At 67.3% G+C, this 17,191-nt stretch carries 12 protein-coding genes; 8 read left to right on the forward strand and 4 right to left on the reverse strand.

Going from position 1 to position 17,191, the window contains the following annotated elements; all coding sequences use genetic code 11:
* The first annotated feature begins 69 nt into the window (after positions 1-69).
* The 3 genes from NL241_RS05010 (at position 70) to NL241_RS05020 (ending at position 5,554) form a co-directional block, all read left to right on the forward strand.
* Positions 70-1,989 carry an ABC transporter ATP-binding protein gene (locus NL241_RS05010; RefSeq protein ID WP_494396939.1) on the forward strand — a complete coding sequence of 640 codons (1,920 nt, stop codon included), beginning with the start codon at positions 70-72 and terminating at the stop codon, positions 1,987-1,989.
* Positions 1,986-3,827 (forward strand): ABC transporter ATP-binding protein, encoded by a 1,842-nt coding sequence (locus NL241_RS05015; protein ID WP_494396940.1) that lies wholly within the window; start codon positions 1,986-1,988, stop codon positions 3,825-3,827. Before NL241_RS05010 ends, NL241_RS05015 begins: the two co-directional genes overlap by 4 nt.
* Positions 3,828-3,955: 128 nt before the next feature.
* Complete coding sequence (locus NL241_RS05020; RefSeq protein ID WP_494396941.1) at positions 3,956-5,554, forward strand: glycosyltransferase family 39 protein; 1,599 nt, start codon at positions 3,956-3,958, stop codon at positions 5,552-5,554.
* Here NL241_RS05020 and NL241_RS05025 read toward each other — a convergent pair.
* Together NL241_RS05025 and NL241_RS05030 are read right to left on the reverse strand one after the other, a co-directional pair.
* Entirely contained in the window at positions 5,541-6,875 is a 1,335-nt protein-coding gene (locus NL241_RS05025; protein WP_494398240.1) for an NAD(P)/FAD-dependent oxidoreductase, read from the reverse strand. The two genes, NL241_RS05020 and NL241_RS05025, sit on opposite strands and share 14 nt — an antisense overlap.
* Before the next feature lie 44 nt (positions 6,876-6,919).
* A complete protein-coding gene (locus tag NL241_RS05030) occupies positions 6,920-7,798 on the reverse strand; it encodes a LuxR C-terminal-related transcriptional regulator (RefSeq protein ID WP_487696120.1) in 879 nt (292 codons plus the stop codon).
* A 58-nt stretch (positions 7,799-7,856) separates the two neighbouring features.
* On the opposite strand from NL241_RS05030, the gene NL241_RS05035 reads away from it, so the two are divergent.
* The 4 genes from NL241_RS05035 to NL241_RS05050 all read left to right on the forward strand — a co-directional run bounded on the left by NL241_RS05035 (position 7,857) and on the right by NL241_RS05050 (position 13,118).
* Positions 7,857-9,542, forward strand: a complete 1,686-nt coding sequence (locus NL241_RS05035) for an AMP-binding protein (RefSeq protein ID WP_494396942.1) — start codon at positions 7,857-7,859, stop codon at positions 9,540-9,542.
* Complete coding sequence (locus NL241_RS05040; protein WP_494396943.1) at positions 9,539-11,143, forward strand: AMP-binding protein; 1,605 nt, start codon at positions 9,539-9,541, stop codon at positions 11,141-11,143. The genes NL241_RS05035 and NL241_RS05040 overlap by 4 nt, the downstream gene beginning before the upstream one ends.
* A 120-nt stretch (positions 11,144-11,263) precedes the next feature.
* Positions 11,264-12,646 carry an LLM class flavin-dependent oxidoreductase gene (locus tag NL241_RS05045; RefSeq protein WP_494398241.1) on the forward strand — a complete coding sequence of 461 codons (1,383 nt, stop codon included), beginning with the start codon at positions 11,264-11,266 and terminating at the stop codon, positions 12,644-12,646.
* A 49-nt stretch (positions 12,647-12,695) separates the two neighbouring features.
* Positions 12,696-13,118: a hypothetical protein gene (locus NL241_RS05050; protein ID WP_487696123.1), complete on the forward strand. Its 423-nt coding sequence runs from the start codon at positions 12,696-12,698 to the stop codon at positions 13,116-13,118.
* Here NL241_RS05050 and NL241_RS05055 read toward each other — a convergent pair.
* A complete protein-coding gene (locus tag NL241_RS05055; RefSeq protein ID WP_487696124.1) occupies positions 13,089-13,913 on the reverse strand; it encodes a VOC family protein in 825 nt (274 codons plus the stop codon). The genes NL241_RS05050 and NL241_RS05055 overlap by 30 nt on opposite strands.
* A 71-nt stretch (positions 13,914-13,984) precedes the next feature.
* Between NL241_RS05055 and NL241_RS05060 the strand changes: the two genes are divergently transcribed.
* A complete protein-coding gene (locus tag NL241_RS05060) occupies positions 13,985-15,607 on the forward strand; it encodes an HNH endonuclease signature motif containing protein (RefSeq protein WP_494396944.1) in 1,623 nt (540 codons plus the stop codon).
* On the opposite strand, the gene NL241_RS05065 is transcribed toward NL241_RS05060, so the two are convergent.
* A complete protein-coding gene (locus NL241_RS05065) occupies positions 15,586-17,058 on the reverse strand; it encodes a carboxyl transferase domain-containing protein (protein ID WP_487696126.1) in 1,473 nt (490 codons plus the stop codon). The two genes, NL241_RS05060 and NL241_RS05065, sit on opposite strands and share 22 nt — an antisense overlap.
* Between the last annotated feature and the right edge of the window lie 133 nt (positions 17,059-17,191).

Raw genomic sequence — 17,191 nt, forward strand, 5'->3', positions numbered from 1 at the left:
CACCGGTGTTCCTGTCGGCGGCGTGGTCTATGACTTGGAGTACGACACGAGACGAAAAGTGGTGATCTGATGCGCGCGCACGACGGGCTCCGCTCGGAACCGGCGATCGCGCCTGCCCCGGCCAGAGTTCGCTCCGCCTCGGATCTGCTGCGCCTGCTGCCGTACCTGAAGCCGTACAAGACGCGGTGGATCGCGATGATCCTCGTCGCGCTCGCCAGCCTGGTGGCCACCATCTCGATCCCGCTGATGACCAAGGCGGTCATCGACGGCCCGGTCCGGCAGCAAGACCAGCGGGGGCTGTGGATCCTCGGCACGGCCGCCCTCGGTGTGGGCATCACCGAGGCGGTGCTCTGGTTCATCCGCCGCTGGCTGGTCGCGCGCGCCACCATGGGTGTGGAAGCCGATATCCGCAAGGACCTGTATGCCCGGCTGCAGGTGCTGCCCATGTCGTTCCACACCCGCTGGCAGTCCGGGCAGCTGCTGTCCCGGGTGATGAACGACCTGTCGTCCATCCGCCGGTTCCTGTCGTTCGGGCTGGTGTTCCTGGTGCTCAACGCCATCCAGATCGTGGTCGTCACCGGCATCCTGCTGGCCATGTACTGGCCGCTGGGTGTGGTGGTGGTGGCGTCCATCGTGCCCATCACGTTGACGGTGCTGCACTTCGAGCGCGAGTTCACCCGGTTGTCCCGGCTGGCCCAGGACCAGGCCGGCCACGTGGCCACCCACGTCGAGGAGGCCGCCCTCGGGGTGCGTGTGGTCAAGTCGTTCGGTCGCGAGCAGTACGTCTACGACCGGTTCGACGCCCAGGCCTCCAAGCTGTACGACACCCAGATCGCGAAAGTCGGGGTGTCCGCGAAGTTCTGGACCCTGCTGGAGATCATCCCGAACCTGACGCTGATCATCGTGCTCGGTTTCGGCGCCTACGCCGCCGGCACCGGGGCGGTCACCATGGGCACGCTCGTCGCGTTCATCACCATGATGCTGTCGCTGGTGTGGCCCATCGCCTCACTGGGTTTCCTGCTGTCGATGATGCAGGAGTCGTTCACCGCCTCAAACCGCATCGCCGAGATCTTCGATGCCCCCCGTGAGATCACCGACGGGCCCGAGGCCGACACTCCGCGCGGTGGCCGTCTCGAACTAGTCGACGTCGGTTTCCGGTTCCCTGACGCCGCCGACGACGACTGGGCGCTGCGTCATGTGAACCTCACCGTGGAACCGGGGCAGACCATGGCGCTGGTGGGTGCGACGGGCTCGGGCAAGTCGGTGCTGGCGGCGCTGCTGTCACGCCTCTACGACGTCACCGAGGGTGAGATCAGGGTCGACGGCACCGACATCCGCGAGCTGAGCCTGCCCGCGCTGCGGGAAGCGGTGGCCACGGCGTTCGAGGACCCGACGCTGTTCTCGATGTCGGTGGCCGAGAACCTCAAACTGGGCCGCCCCGACGCCTCTGAAGCCGACCTGTCCGAGGCCATCGACGTGGCCGCGGCGGGGTTCGTCTACGACCTGCCCTACAGCCTGGACACCCGCATCGGCGAGCAGGGCATGAGCCTGTCCGGCGGGCAGCGGCAACGGCTTTCCCTGGCTCGCGCCATCCTGGCCGGCCCGAAGATCCTGGTACTCGACGACACCCTGTCGGCGCTCGACGTCCACACCGAGGCGGCGGTCACCGACGCCTTGAGCCGGGTGCTCGTGTCGGTGACGGGCATCATCGTCGCCCACCGCGCGTCGACCGTGCTGCTGGCCGATCAGGTGGCGCTGCTGCAGAACGGCACGATCACCCACGTCGGTACCCACTCGGAACTGCTCGAGACGGTGCCGGCCTACCGGTACCTGCTGGCCGCCGATGACGAACTCGACGACGGCGCGGAACCCGAACCGGGCTGGACCGACGGACGTGCCGAACTCGAGCAGGAATACTGCGAACAGCACGCAACCGAAGACGCTTGCGCCGCACGCGAATTCGCCGGGATGGAAGGGGAGCGGCGATGACGGTCACCACCTCGCGCCAGAGTGCCGGGTGGCGCGGCCGCTTCGACGACCAGCAGGACGATAACCTGCCCATCGATGAGCAGCAGCCGCGGCGGCGCGAGGCCAAAGCGCTGTTGTTCGACCTGCTGCGCCCGTTCAAGACGGCGGTGCTGATCCTGGCCGTCGTCGTTGTCATCGAGAACGCCGCGCGGCTGACGGTGCCGCTGCTGATCCAGCGCGGTATCGACCACGGCATCCCGCCCATCGTCGACGGCGGCTCGGCACGCGAACTGATCCTGATCGTGGCCACCCTCTGCGCGGTGGTGCTGGTTCAGGCGATCAGCCGGATGTTCTTCCTGCGCCGGTCGGGTCGCATCGGTCAGAGTGCGTTGCTGGAACTGCGGCGGCGGATCTTCCGGCACTTCGGCCGCCTCGATGTCGCGTTCCACGACCGCTACACCTCCGGCCGGGTGGTCAGCCGTTCCACCAATGACGTCGACGCCATTCAGGAAATGCTGCAGAACGGCTTCGACAGCCTGATCACCGCGGTGCTGACGTTGTTCGGCACGGCGGTGCTGCTGGTGGTGCTCGACTGGCGGTTGGGTCTGATGTGCCTGGTCGCTTTCCCGATCCTGCTGTTGATGGCGGCCTGGTTCCGCTCGGAGTCGGCGAAGACCTACCGCGAGGTCCGCGAGAGCGCGGCACTGGTGATCGTGCAATTCGTCGAGACCATGACGGGCATCAAGGCCGTACAGGCCTACCGTCGCGAGCAGCGCAACCAGGAGATCTTCGAAGAAGTCGCCGACCGGTACAAGGACATCAACGAGAAGACGTTCAAATTGCTGGCCGTCTTCATGCCGGGCGTCAAACTCGTCGGCAACCTCACCACCGGCGTGGTGCTGCTCTACGGCGGTTACCGCGTGCTGCACGGCGAGATGACCATCGGCACACTGGCCGCGTTCCTGCTGTATCTGCGGATGTTCTTCGAACCGATGCAGGAGATCACCCAGTTCTTCAACACCTTCCAGTCGGCGGCCGCCGCGCTGGAGAAGTTGGCCGGCGTGCTGGCCACCGCTCCCGCGATCGCCGACCCGGCCGCCCCTGCGCGGCTGGACCAGGTGCGCGGTGAGGTCGCGTTCCGGCACGTGGGCTTCGAGTACGTGCCGGGCCGGCCGGTGCTGCCCGATCTGGACCTGACGGTGCCCGCCGGGCAGACCGTTGCGCTCGTCGGCACCACCGGCGCGGGAAAGACCACCATCGCCAAACTCATCGCCCGGTTCTACGACCCCACCTCGGGCGCCGTCACTCTCGACAACACGGACCTGCGCCATCTCGACCAGAACGAACTGCGCAGGCACGTGGTGATGGTGACGCAGGAGAACTTCATGTTCGACGGCACCATCGCCGACAACATCCGTTTCGGTAAACCTCAGGCCACCGACGCCGAAGTGCGTGCCGCCGCCGAGGCCGTGGGCGCGGACAGGTTCATCACCGCGCTGCCGGACGGCTACGACACCGACGTCGCCAAGCGCGGCGGCCGGCTCTCGGCCGGCCAGCGTCAGCTGGTGGCGTTCGCGCGGGCCTTCCTCGCCGACCCCGCGGTGCTGATCCTCGACGAGGCCACCTCGTCGCTGGACATCCCCAGCGAGCGGATGGTGCAGCAGGCGCTGGAGACGGTGCTGGCCGACCGCACGGCCCTGGTGATCGCACACCGGCTCTCGACGGTGGAGGTCGCCGACCGGGTGCTGGTGCTCGAGCACGGCCGCATCATCGAGGACGGCCCGCCCGCCGAGTTGATCCGCGACACCGGCGGTCACTACGCCGCACTGCACCAGGCCTGGGTGCATTCGCTGGCTTGACCTCGGCGGCACGTCGAAACCGCTAGTGTCGACCGCGCGAGATCGTGGGGGCGATACCGGGGCGGGAATCGATGACACTTGGCCGCATCACGACGTCTGTACAGCACAAGACGTCCGATCGCTGGTTGGTGCTCACACTCGTCCTGGTCGGCATCGCGGTGTATCTGCCGAGGCTGGCCGCCGTCGTCCTGATTGACCACGACGACGTCATCAGCGTCATCGGCGCCACCTGCAATCAGGGCCGTTACGAGCAGTCGATTCCCACCGCGGCGTGGGTCGCGGCGTCGGACTGGCAGCAGTACTGGCAGTGGCAGGGTTTCGGCTGTTTCGGGCAGATCAGCCAGGATCTGGTGCACTACGACATCCATCCGCCGCTGTATTTCTGGCTACTGCACAGCTGGTTCGGCGTCTTCGGCGTCTCGGTCACCGCCGGCTTGCTCCTGAATCTGGTGATCCTGGTTGTCGGTGTCATCGTCATCTACGCGGTGTGCCGGGTGCTGTCGGTGTCGGCGCCGGTGAGTTTTGTGGCGACGCTGGCGTGGATGCTCAGCCTGCCCACCCGAACGGCCTTGGCCGTCGTGCGTCAGTACGCGTTGTTCTCCATGCTCACCGCATTGCTGCTGCTTCTGGTCGTCCTGTGGCTGACAAAGCGGCAGGACCGTTATGTGGTGGCCATCGGCGTCGTCGTGGCAGCGGGGCTGCTGACGCAATTCCACTTCGTCATCCCCGCCGCCGTGATGCTGCTGTTCGCGGCCGCCGTCCTGGCCCGCCGCGCCGCCTACACCCCGGTCCTGCGGATGGCCGGAACCGTCCTGGCCGCGGTGGTGGTGTCCCTGTTGCTACACCCCGGTTTCCTCGAATCGCTGGAGCGCGCCGACAGGCAGGCCCAGGCGTTCACGTTCGCCGGTTTCGCGCAACGGGTGGGGTCGGTGCTGGCGACGACGTTCCAGATCTTCGACCCGCTGGACTGGGCCTACCCGCTGCCGTACGGCCTGCTCGACTGGCACAACCCCGTCTTCATCGTGGTCAACGTGCTCAATGTGCTGGTCGGGTTCGTCGCCACCTACCTGGTGGTGCGCTTCGCGATCAAGGCTGCCAGGAGCCGGCCACGCTCGCTGCCGGGGATGATCAGCATCGAGTACCTACCGGCATTCACCGCCGTCGCCACCTGGTGCGTCGTCGTGGCGCTGTATGTCCTGTGCGTCAGCCCCGTGCATGCCATCGGCCTGCAATACCTGCACTTCCTCACCCCGTTGCTGTTCGTGGCCGTCGCGCAACTGGCGCACGCCCGCCACCACGAGATTCCGCACGCCGTGTCGGCCGCGGTGGTTCCGGTGCTGCTTGTCGGCGCGCTCATCGGCACGTCGGTGTTCGTCTGGCACCGGTCCGAACAGCAGCAGGTTCTCGACATCCGGCAGGCCGATGCGTTGATCGCGGATACCGCCGCGATCGGGGTCCTGCCCGCCGTGCTGTGGCATGCCGATCCCGGCACCGCGGTGTATGCCGCGCCGCAGCACGAGCTCGCGACGAATTTCCCGGATCTGTCGGCCGCCGGTGACCGGTTGTTCTATGCCGCGTCGAGCGCCTACGACAACACCGACGAGGATCGAGACCGGATCCTGGCAAGGCTGGAGCAGGCCGGCTACCGCAATCCCACGCGGGTGCCCGCCCGCGTCGTCCCGCTGATTCCGCTGGGCGGTGACATCTGGGAATTCACCCGGAACTGACGGACAGCAGCATCTCCAGCTTGGTGTTGGTGCGATGCAACTGCGACGAGAGCATCTCGATGATCTTGGCCCGGGCGCGTTCGCTCACCGCTGCCGTTGCGTGGCTCAGCACGTTCAGCCGCGCCGTGTCCAGCCATGCCATCATGTCCGGGTCGGAGAACCACCGCAATTGATTGCTGTTGTAAGCCAACATCATTCGCAGCCAGTCCAGCGGTTCGTGCGGGTTCGGCACCGGTTGGCAGTAGGCATTGCGGGTGGCGTCGTCGGCGTGCGCGGCCTCGACGTGGGCGATGACGGCCGCGCTGAACACCGGCTGGCAGGTGCGCACGGTCTGCAGCGTGATGGTGTCACCGTCGAACACGGTGGCCACACCGCGGCTGCCCAGACCGTCCGAGCTGCAGTCGATGTAGAGGGTCGAGGTCTGCGCGGGCAATGAACCGTGTTCCAGCACCACGTGGTCGCTGTGGATGGCCAGCACGTGACCCATGCGCACCACGTTCTCGACGCGGCGCAGCTGCTCCAGTTCGGCCGCGGACACGATGGCGCACCGGTACATCTGCGGGGTCACCGACTCGTCGATGCGCAGCAGGCAGCCGGCGTCGGAGAGCCGGGTGAACAGGTCGTCCACGGACTCGGCCGCGTCGACGGCGCGCAGTTGTGCACTGACGTCGGCGAGTACGCGTTTGGCGAACGTCTTCCCGGGCTGGATCGCGGCACGATCCAGCAGCCACGAATCGCGCGGTTTGATCCACGTCAGCTGCTGCGGCCGGACCTCGTGGCGCAACAGCCACAGAACAGTGTCCATCGCGGTCTTGCCCGCGCCGGCGATCACATAGTGATCATGAGAGGGTAGGCGCGGCAACTCATTCGGTGCCACACACCGCACACCGTCGGCCACCGGATAGGGCGGTGGCCGCATGGACGGCACCGTCACCCCGACGTAAGTGGTGTCGACGATGCGTCGCCGCGCCGTCACCTCGACCACCTCACCGCCCAACGTCTGAAACCGGCCGTCACCGAGGTACTCGCTCATCGGGAAGTACGACACGCGTCCGGTCGGCAACAGGTGCGCCCGCATCACGGTGTCGAAGTACGCGCACACCTCTGCGCCACCGGCCAACTCGTAGAACCCGGCGTTGAGGCCCACGCTGTCGATGGTGTCGGTACCGAGCCGGCGCGAGTTCACGCCGTAGTACGCCGACGGCTGGTGCAGCCGCACGAACGGGTACGCGGTGTTCCAGTGCCCGCCGGGCTGGTGGTTGCGGTCCACCATCACCACCTGTGCGGAGGTTTCACCGACCAGGGTGTCGACGAACGCCATTGCCGTGGCACCCGCACCGATCACCAGGTAGTCGGTCTCCAGGGTCACGGCAGCAGTCCGGCCAACCTGGCTTTGGACACGGCCTCGTAGCGGGTACGGGCGCCCAGTTTGGTGGTGGCGCTGCGCAGGTAGCTCTTGACGGTCTCCGGCCTCAATGAAAGACGTTGCGCCGCCTCAGCGTTGGTGCAACCCAACGCCACCTGGGCCAGCACATCCAGCTCGCGTCCGCTCAGTTTGTATGGGGCCGGCCCGCTGTCGCCCTCGTCCCTCGGGCTCGGCGACCGGCCCAGCGGCGCACCGGGTGCGCCCGTCACTCCGCCCGCCAACTGATCGGCCAGCGCCTGGAGCTGCGCAGGGGTGGGCGCTTCGGCCGCGGCGGCGAGCCGGCGCAGCTCGGCGTGTACCGCGCGGACGTCTTCGTCGGCGCCCATGGCGCCGGCCAGGGCGGCCTCGCGCAGCCGCATCCGCCGGTCCACCTCGTCGCGTACGTGCAGCTCGCGGCCCAGCCGGTGGGCCGCGGCGAGCATCAGTTCGGCGGTCCGTCCGCCGATCGGCGCGCTGGCCCGGTGCGCGCCGTAGAGCACCGCCCGCGGCTGACCGTCGACCACCACCGGTACGGCCAGCACACTGCGAATGCCCTCGGTCAGCACCGGCGCGTCGTAGTCGTGGGTGATGGACGCGGCGTTGCGGTAATCGGACACCGACAGTGCGCGGCCGGAAACCATGCTCGCGCCGCCCAGGCCGGAGTTGCGGTGCACGGTGAGGCCGCGCAGTCCACTGGTGCGGGTGCCCACGAACTCGGTGAGCAACAGGCTGCCGCCCTGTACCTCGCCGCCGAAGAGCACCGGTACGGCGGCCTCGGCCGCAATGCCACGCAGTTCGGCACGAACCGCGTCAGTGTCGCGCGGCCGCAGCACGGTCACGAATTCACCCTCTTTCGGGGGTAGTGCACGGACAACTGTGACGTAGATCCTAGTTGGTATGAGCAACACCGATCTGTACCGCAGCGCGCGCGACCAGTTGGTCGACGTCATCAGCGACTATGACAAAGCGGTCGCGAGCTTCGAATGGCCCCGTCTGACCGGCACGTTCAACTGGGCCGTCGACTGGTTCGACGTCATTGCCGCCGGTAATGACCGGCCGGCCCTGTGGATCGTCGAAGCCGACGGCTCCGAGCAGAAGGTCAGCTTCGCCGAGATGTCACAACGCTCCGACCGGGTGGCGGTGTGGCTGCGCGCGCGGGGCGTCGGCAAGGGCGACCGGGTGATCCTGATGCTGGGGAACCAGGTCGAACTGTGGGAGGCCATGCTGGCCATCGCCAAGCTGGGCGCCATCATCATGCCCACCACCGGGGCGCTGGGCGCGGCGGATCTGAGTGACCGGATCAGCCGCGGCGGCGCACGCTTCGTCGTCGCCAACACCGCCGACACCGCCAAGTTCGCGCAGGTCGACGGCGACTACACGCGCATCGTGGTCGGCGAGCCCGTGGACGGCTGGCACACCTACACCGACGCCTACGACGAACAGCCGCAGAAGTTCGAAGCGGTGACCTCGGTGGACGACCCCATGTTGATCTACTTCACCTCCGGTACCACCAGCAAGCCCAAACTCGTCGAGCATTCTCAGATCAGTTACGCCGTCGGGCACTTCTCGACCATGGCGTGGATCGGCGTGAAACCCGGTGACGTACATCTGGCCATCAGCTCGCCGGGCTGGGCCAAACACGCCTGGAGCTGTTTTTTCGCCCCGTGGATCGCCGAGGCCACGATCTTCGTCTACAACTACGCCCGCTTCGATGCCACCGCCTTGCTGAACCAGTTGCGACGGGCGAAGGTGAACACCTTCTGTGCGCCCCCGACGGTGTGGCGGATGCTGATCCAGGCCGATCTCGGTGCGAAACCGGAAGGCCTGCGTGAGGTCCTGGGCGCCGGGGAACCGCTGAACCCGGACGTCATCGCGCAGGTGGAACGGGCGTGGGGGCTGACCATTCGCGACGGCTTCGGTCAGACCGAGACCACCCTGCAGGTGGGTAACACCCCGGGCGCACCGGTCAAAGCCGGGTCCATGGGCCGGCCGATGCCCGGTGTCCCGGTGGTGCTCGTCGACCCGGTGAGTGGCGAATTGGCCGACGAGGGGGAGATCTGTCTGGACCTGAGCCGCAGCCCGCTGAACCTGATGACCGGATACCTCGGGGACCCGCAGCGCAACGCCACCGTCATGGCAGGCGGTTACTACCACACCGGTGATGTCGCCAGCCGCGACGAAGACGGCTACATCACCTACATCGGCCGCACCGATGACGTGTTCAAGTCCTCCGATTACAAGGTCTCGCCGTTCGAGTTGGAAAGCGTGTTGATCGAGCATCCCGCGGTGGTGGAAGCGGCCGTGGTTCCGCAACCCGACGCCACCCGGCTGGCGGTGCCCAAGGCATATATCGCGCTGGCCGCGGGTTGGGAGGAGTCCGAAGAGACCGCCAAGGCCATCCTCGAGCACGCCCGTGACCACCTCGCCCCCTACCTCAAGGTGCGGCGGGTGGAGTTCTCCGAGCTGCCCAAGACCATCTCCGGCAAGATCCGGCGCGTCGAGCTGCGCCGCCGGGAAGAGGAGGCCCATCAGGCCGGAGCTCCGATCGCCACCGAATACCGCTATGAGGACCTGGTGCAGTGAACTCTTACGACTCTGGACCGACGAACACCCCGATCCTGGAGATGACGATCGGGGCCAACCTGGAGGCCACGGTGGCCGCGTACCCGGACGTGGACGCCCTGGTCGATGTGGCGGGTGACCGGCGCTGGACCTACCGCGAGTTCGACGCCGATGTCGACGTGGTGGCGCGCGGCCTGATGGCACTCGGTGTGCAGGCGGGTGACCGGGTGGGTATCTGGGCTCCGAACTGCGCCGAATGGGTCCTCGTACAGTACGCGACGGCGAAGATCGGCGCCGTGCTGGTGACCATCAACCCGGCCTACCGGACACATGAATTGGCTTACGTGTTACGGCAATCCGGGGTGCGGACGCTGATCGCGGCGACGGGTTTCAAGACCTCCGACTACGTGACGATGGTGGCCGAGGTGCGTGCCGACGTCCAGGATGTGATCTTCCTCGGTACCGAGGACTGGGACCGGTTGTGCGCCCGGTCGGCGGACGTCTCCGCCGATCAGCTGCACGCCCGGGGTGCGAAGCTGCGCAACACCGACCCGATCAACATCCAATACACTTCCGGTACAACAGGATTCCCCAAGGGTGCCACCCTCTCGCATCGCAACATCCTCAACAACGGGTTCTTCGTCACCGAGATGATCGCGCTGCAACCCGGGGAGAAGTTGTGCATCCCGGTGCCGTTCTACCACTGCTTCGGCATGGTGATGGGCAACCTCGGGTGTACCAGCCACGGCGCCACCATCGTCATTCCGGCGCCCGGTTTCGATCCGGGGGCAACCCTGGATGCGGTTGCCGCAGAACGCTGTAACGGTGTGTACGGCGTGCCCACGATGTTCATCGCGATGCTGGGCCACCCTGATTTCGCGGACAAGGACGTGTCGTCGTTGCGCACCGGGATCATGGCCGGTGCGGTGTGCCCCGTCGAGGTGATGAAGCGTTGCATCGCCGATATGCACATGGACGAAGTGGCGATCGCCTACGGGATGACCGAGACCTCGCCGGTGTCGTGTCAGACCCTGATAGACGACGATCTCGAGCGGCGTACCGCCTCGATCGGGCGCGCACATCCCCATGTCGAGATCAAGATCGTCGATCCCGACACCGGTGAGGTGGTACCCCGCGGTGAGCCAGGCGAGTTCTGCACCCGCGGTTACTCGGTGATGCTGGGCTACTGGGATGATCCCGAGAAGACCAGCGAGGCAATCGATTCCGATGGGTGGATGCACACCGGAGATCTGGCCGTGATGCGCGACGACGGTTACTGCAATGTGGTGGGCCGGATCAAGGACATGATCATCCGCGGTGGCGAGAACGTCTACCCCCGCGAGATCGAGGAGTTCCTCTACACCCATCCCGACATCGAGGATGCGCAGGTGATCGGTGTTCCGGACGTCAAGTACGGCGAGGAGATCTGCGCGTGGATCCGGATGCGCGCCGACCGTGAACCGCTGGATGCAGAGGCACTTCGGGCGTTCGCCTCGAACAAGTTGGCGCACTTCAAGATCCCGCGTTATGTGCACATCGTCGACGAGTTCCCGATGACGGTGACCGGCAAGGTCCGCAAGGTGCAGATGCGCGAGGAGTCGACGCGGCTGCTGGGGCTCTAGTTCCGGCCACGAGTTCCGACCACGCTGATTTGAACCCCCGACGGCCGGCAGTGGCGCTCCTAGGGTGGCTTGGTGCCAAAACCGCCCAAAAACCGTCCGCTGTATTACTCGGCATTCGTGATGAACACGCCGTCGCACGTCATCCACGGGCTGTGGCGCGATCCGTCGGCCGAGAACCACCAGATCAACTCTCTGGAGCACTGGACCGAGCTGGCCCGGGAAGTCGATCGGGCCGGCTACGACCTGCTGTTCTTTGCCGATGTCAGCGGGTTGCGCTCACCGTGGAACGGATCGTATGAGCTGGTGGCCCGCGAGGGCATGCAGATCCCGACCAACGACCCGTCGGTGCTCATCTCGGCGCTGGCCGCCGCCACCAAGAACATCGGCCTGGTGTACACCAGCTCCATCGTGCAGAGCCCGCCGTTCGACTTCGCCAGGCGCATCTCGACTTTGGATCACTACACCCGTGGCCGGGTGGGCTGGAACATCGTCACCAGCTTCTCCGACAACACCTATCGCAACTACGGGCACGACAAGCTCATCGAGCACGACCTGCGCTACGAGATCGCTGCGGAGTATGTCGACGTTGCCTACAAGTTGTGGGAAGGCTCCTGGGACGAGGGCGCCCTCGTCGCCGATAAAGCCGCCGGCGTGCACGCCGACGCCTCCAAGATCCATCGCATCAACCACGTCGGTGAGCACTTCTCGGTGGAGGGGCCGCACTTCGTCGCGCCGTCACCGCAGCGGGTCCCGTTCCTGTTCCAGGCCGGCGCTTCCCCGGTGGGGCAACGCTTTTCGGCCCGCAACGCAGAAGGGGTGTTCATCTCCAGCCCGGATCCGGCGTCGGCACGTGGCCTGATCGAGGAAACCCGTTCCCTCGCATCCGATTACGGCCGCGACCCCTATGACGTCAAGTTCTTCCAGGGGCTCTCGCTGGTGGTGGGCCGCACCGAGGACGAGGCCCGTGAGAAGGAAGCCCGGATGGAGGAGCTGCTGTCCGTCGAGGGCGTGCTGTGCCACATCCTCGGTGACGCCGGTATCGACGCCGGAGCGCTGCCCTTGGAGACACCACTTTCGCAGCTCGGCGAGTTCCGCGGTGTGCAGGGTTGGGCGCGCTGGGCGGGCGAGTCCGCGGGTACCGATGACCCGACGATCGCCGATCTGGGCCGCGCGTTCGAACGCAGCAGCCGCATTGTCGGTACCCCCGAACAGGTCGCCGACAAACTGGAGGAGTGGCGAGACGCGGGGATCGACGGGGTGAACGTCTTCCATGCGGTGCGCCCGCACACCTTCAGCGATATCGCCGAGCTGCTGTTTCCCGAGCTCCGCAGACGCGGTTTGATCTCGACCGACAAGTCGGGCACGTTGCGGCACAAGCTGTCCGGCGGGGGAGCTGACCGCGTGCCCTCGACCCATCCGGCCGCCCGCTACCGCGGCGCGTTCACCGACAACTCACTGGCGGACAAGGTGTCCGAGCCGCTGTCGGTGCCCGCGCGTGTCTGAGAACGCGGTTCACCCAGCGGAGGTGGCCCAGCGGTGTCAGAGTTGAACCATGTCCGTCGGTCGCGCCTGCGCCCTCACCGGTCGGCGCCTGTGCGCGCTGCTGGCGGTGTGCTCGGCGGCCTTGCACGCGCTCATGCTGGGGCACGCCGGCGCACCGGCCATCGCAGCGCTGCTGGTGGCGATGCTCGGGGTGTGCCTGTTCTGCGCCTGGGAGCTGTGGCGGGACGGCTCGTTGCGGGCCTGGACGCTGGTGGCGTTGATGAATCTCGGCATGGTGGCCGTGCACCTCGGCGGGAGCACACACCAGCACGGCGCACCGCTGCACCTGACGGCGGTATCGGCGCCGTCAGCGCTGATGGCTCTTGCGACCGTCATCGCCCTGGTTGAGGTGGCCGCCGCGGTGGTGGTGTTGTTCTACCGCACTCGTGAGCGCGCGGCCAGGTTAGGCGCCGGGCGGGGTGAACTGGCTTAACGTCAGCAGCGCGCCCTGCGGATCGCGAATGGTCACGGTCTTGGTCCACGCGGTGTCCTCGGTGGCGACGATGGTGGCCCCGAGCCCGTCAGCGGTGTCCGCGGAGCTGTCCCGGTCGGCCACCGCGAAGGTCACCTGCCAGAAATCCGTGTCAGCGGGAGCCAGCCACGCCACGGCGTCCGCGAAGCCCGGCGGCGCGCTGATCTCCGACTGCACCGCCCGGATGTCGGGGTACACCGTCGCCTCGAGATGGTCGCCGTAGCCGGGACGGCGGATAAGCGTCGCGAAGCCGACATCATCGATTTCCCAGCCGAACAACGGCGCATAGAACGCCGCCGCTGCCTGCGGGTCCGAGGTCTGCAGATCGCTGAAGTTCCACGACCCTGGCTCGTTGGCCACCTGAACGCCCGGCCGATTTCGCGGCTGCCACAACCGGAACGCGGCCCCACGTGGATCCAGGCAGCCCGCCTGCCGACCGCCCGGGCCGGCATCGACGGGCGCCAGGGTGACGGTGCCGCCCGCAGCTTCGACTGCCTGCGCGGTGGCGTCGGCGTCGTCGACGGCGATGTAGGTGCGCCAGGCCACCTCCTCACCCTCCTCGGCGGGTGAGATGGCCGCGACATCACGGCCGCCCAGGGTGGCGATCAGGTAGCTACCGGGCGCGTCGGCAGGTATGGCGTCCTGGAACGTCCAGTCGAACAGCCCGCTGTAGAAGCGTTTGGCCTCATCGAGATCGGTGGCCACGACGTCGACCCAACAGGGCACGCCGTGCGGATAGGTTCGGGTTTCGGTCATGGGTTCAGGGTGCTCCTCGGGTCTGACAAACTCACCGGATTCTGTCGGCCCCCGATGGCATGATCGAACACATGTTCGAGACATTCGATGCGTCTGCGTTACTCAATGAGGTGGAGTGCTCCCGCCTCGATGAGTCGGCGGTGTGGGCGCATCGGATGGCGGCCATTGCGCCGCTGTTGTGGCGGCGCACCCTGGAGGCCGAAAGCGACGATCCGGATCCGGGGTATGCGCTGATCACCGGGTTCGCCCGTACGGTGGCGGAGGTGGGTCCGGCGTTGGGGGTCGCCCCGGCGGTGGCGTCGAAACTGGTGGGGTATGCCGACGCGCTGGATACCCGCTTGCCGCAGACTTTCGGGTTGTTGGCCTCGGGGCGGTTGGATTGGGAGTCGACGAAGGCCATCGTCACCCGCACCGATTACCTCGGCCATGACGCGGTGCGGGATGTGGACCGCAATCTGGCGGCCAAGCTGTCGGGGTGGGAGCGCTGGTCGCGTACCCGTCTGCTTGCTGCGGTGGATACCGCGATTCGGCGGGTGGATCCGGCGGCGGCCAAGGAGCGGCGGGTGCGCGCTGATGCTGCGCGCAAGATCGTGGTCACGGCGTTGCCGAACGGGACGGCCGGAGTACGTGGGTCGGTGCCGGTGGCCACGGGCGCGGTGTTCGACCAGGCGTTGACCGAGTTGGCGGCCACGGTGTGCCCGAAGGATCCGCGCACCCTGGAGCAGCGCCGAGTAGATGCGTTGACGCCGCTGGCGGAGCGCCGCTGGGTGCTGCGATGTGAGTGCGGCGACGCCGATTGCCCCGCCGCGGCGGCCGCCGCGCAGCAGGCCGAGGCCGGTCCGGGTGGGCCCCGGTTTGTCATCAATGTGATTGCCCCGGCGGCCACCGTGACCGGCGACGGCGACGAGCCGGGTTATCTGGACGGCTACGGCGTCATCGATGCCGAGCAGGTCCGTCAGATCGCCGAAGATGGGGCGCTGGTACGTACGGTGGCGCCGCCGGCGCAGCACGGGCGTGAGTTGGTGAAGTATCAGCCCTCGGCGGCGGTGCTGCGGTGGGTGCGGTGCCGGTCTTTAACGTGCAGTTTTCCTGGCTGCAATCGCTCGGCGTGGCGCTCGGATGTGGATCACAGTGTCGCCTTCGATCATCAGCAGCCGTTGCGTGGTGGGTGGACGGTGCCGTGGAATCTGGATCCGAAGTGTCGAGTGCATCACCGGCTCAAGACGTTTCATGCCGGGGTCGGTGGGTGGCAGAGTCAGCAGCTGGTTGATGGCACGGTGATCTGGACGTCGCCCACCGGTGGGTGTATCGCAGCACCCCCGAGGGGGCGGAGTTGTTTGATGACCTCGCGTGTGCGGCGCCGACGCCGCGGCGGCGCAACCACCGCGCCGAGAAAGCGAAACGCATCGCCGCGGCGCGGGCCGGGGCGGCGGCCAAACGCGCGGCGAATGCCGAGACCCGGCGGGTCAATCAGGCCCGTGCCAAGGAGATCGCTGACCGTCAGTGGCGCAACGAGATGCGGTTCAAACTCTTCTGGTTCAAAGGCGCACCGTCGACCAGTCCCTGGTGCACCTGGGTCAACGATCCTGACGAAGACGAACACATCAGCGCCGACTGGCGCCCACCCCCACCACCACCCACACCGGACGACGACGAACCACCGTTCTAGGGGTTACAACCCCAACGTCCGGTAGCGATCCAACCGCGCCGCCACCCGCGCCGATGCAGGTTGCTCACGCAGCGCGGCCAACTCCACCGCGATGGCACGCGACATCCGTTCGGAGAAGGCCACGGGTTCGTCGGCGGCGTCGGGATATTCGCCCACCACCACGTCGACGATTCCGTTGCGCTGCAGATCGCGTGACCGAACCCCTTGTGCCGCAGCGAGTTCCGAAGCGTGATCGGTATCGCGGAATACGATGGCGCTGGCACCCTCGGGTGGCAGCGGAGCCAGCCAGCCATGCAGCGCGGCCAGCACGCGGTCAGCGGGCACCATCGCCAGCGCCGGCCCGCCGCTGCCCTGGCCCAGCAGCACCGACACGGTCGGTACCTCCAAGGTCACGAGATCCGAGAGGCACCGCGCGATCTCACCGGCCAGCCCGCCCTGCTCGGCTTCGGTGGACAGTGCCGGCCCGGCCGTGTCGATGATCAACACCAACGGCAGATCCAAACCGGCGGCCAACGCCATCCCGCGGCGGGCCTCGCGCAGCGACGCCGGGCCCACCAAGCCGCCGGTCACGCGCTGCTGACCCAGCACCACCGCGGGTTGCCCCTGGAACCGGGCGAGCGCCAACAGCGTGGTGGAGGCGGCCTCACCCTGGCCGGTCCCGGACAGCAACACCCGCTCGGTGCACCCGTGCCGCAGCAGATGCGACGCCCCTGGCCGGTCGGGCCGGCGCGACGCCTCGATCGACGTCCACGCGGGAACGTCGGGCAGTTCACCATCGGGCTCGGCGGCAGGGGTCGATTCGGGGCAGTCGGTGACCACCTTCAGCGCGCGATCCAAGGTGTGGCGCAATGACGCCAGCGGCACCACCCCGTCGATGACGCCGTGCCGTTGCAGGTTCTCCGCGGTCTGCACGCCCGACGGGAACGGCTCGCCGTAGAGATGTTCGTAGACCCGCGGGCCGAGGAACCCGATCAACGCGCCGGGCTCGGCCACCGTCACGTGCCCCAGCGAGCCCCAGGACGCGAACACCCCGCCCGTGGTCGGGTGCCGCAGATACACGAGGTAGGGCAGGTGCGCACGTTTGTGCAGCGTGACGGCGGCAGCGATCTTCACCATCTGCAGGAATGCGACGGTGCCTTCCTGCATGCGGGTCCCGCCGGAACTGGGTGAGGCCAGCAGCGGCAGCTGCAGCGCGGTGGCCCGTTCGATGGCGGAGGTGATCCGCTCGGCGGCGGCCACGCCGATGGATCCGGCCAGGAAGTCGAACTCACACGCCACCACTGCCACGCGGCGCCCGAACACCGTGCCTTCGCCGGTGAGCACCGATTCGTCGAGGCCGGTGGCCTCGCGGGCGGCGGCCAGTTCGGCGGCGTATTTGTCGTTGGGGCCGACGTCCACGGGAGGAACGTCCCAGCTCTGGAACGACCCCTCGTCGAGCACGGTGTCGCGGAGTTCAACGGCGCTGATGCGGCTCACGAGGATGAGGCTAGGCCCCGAGTCGACCGATGCGCCGAGGGACGAGGCGAGGAGGAGCGAGGACTTTGAGCCCCGAGTCGATCGATGCGCCGAGGGACGAGGCGAGGAGGAGCGAGGAAGTCGGATGGAGTTA

The sequence above is a fragment of the Mycolicibacterium sp. SMGY-1XX genome, assembly GCF_059132455.1.

Bases quoted from the DNA above. Each gene is read 5' to 3' on its own strand.
- NL241_RS05055 (WP_487696124.1), bottom strand. From the start codon at position 13,913: ATGACCGAAACCCGAACCTATCCGCACGGCGTGCCCTGTTGGGTCGAC.
- NL241_RS05050 (WP_487696123.1), top strand. From the start codon at position 12,696: ATGTCCGTCGGTCGCGCCTGCGCCCTCACCGGTCGGCGCCTGTGCGCG.
- NL241_RS05060 (WP_494396944.1), top strand. From the start codon at position 13,985: ATGTTCGAGACATTCGATGCGTCTGCGTTACTCAATGAGGTGGAGTGC.
- NL241_RS05045 (WP_494398241.1), top strand. From the start codon at position 11,264: ATGAACACGCCGTCGCACGTCATCCACGGGCTGTGGCGCGATCCGTCG.
- NL241_RS05010 (WP_494396939.1), top strand. From the start codon at position 70: ATGCGCGCGCACGACGGGCTCCGCTCGGAACCGGCGATCGCGCCTGCC.
- NL241_RS05035 (WP_494396942.1), top strand. From the start codon at position 7,857: ATGAGCAACACCGATCTGTACCGCAGCGCGCGCGACCAGTTGGTCGAC.
- NL241_RS05025 (WP_494398240.1), bottom strand. From the start codon at position 6,875: ATGGCGTTCGTCGACACCCTGGTCGGTGAAACCTCCGCACAGGTGGTG.
- NL241_RS05015 (WP_494396940.1), top strand. From the start codon at position 1,986: ATGACGGTCACCACCTCGCGCCAGAGTGCCGGGTGGCGCGGCCGCTTC.